Here is a 487-nt window from a genome sequence, read left to right on the forward strand (position 1 = left end):
AGCTGCGGGAGCCTCAGCAGCTGCGGGAGCAGCCGGAGCAGCAGCGCCGGAACCGTCGCCAATGATAGCCAGAGCAGCGCCGACCTCGACGTCCTCGTCCTCGGGGACGAGAATCTGCTCAACAACGCCTGCTACGGGGGAGGGAACCTCGGTGTCAACCTTGTCGGTGGAAACCTCAACCAGGGGCTCGTCAACCTCAACCTGCTCGCCAACTTCCTTCAGCCAGCGGGTAACGGTGCCCTCGGTGACGGACTCGCCCAGTGCGGGCAGCAGAACCTCGGTGCCTGCAGCAGCAGCTGCGGGAGCAGCCGGTGCAGCAGCGGGAGCAGCCGGAGCCTCAGCAACCGGAGCGGGAGCTGCGGGAGCCTCAGCAGCTGCGGGAGCGTCGCCGATGATAGCCAGAACCTGGCCAACCTCTGCGTCCTCATCCTCGGGGATGCGGATCTCGAGCAGGGTACCTGCTACGGGGGAGGGAACCTCGGTGTCA

At 66.7% G+C, this 487-nt stretch carries 1 protein-coding gene; it reads right to left on the bottom strand.

Translation table 11 applies throughout. The features are described from left to right. On the bottom strand, positions 1-487 hold a 487-nt coding region (locus tag HMPREF2609_RS06835), incomplete at both ends, for a biotin/lipoyl-containing protein (protein ID WP_305793655.1).

The sequence above is a fragment of the Rothia sp. HMSC058E10 genome (genome assembly GCF_001809415.1).
GTDB classification, from domain to species: Bacteria; Actinomycetota; Actinomycetes; order Actinomycetales; family Micrococcaceae; genus Rothia; species Rothia dentocariosa.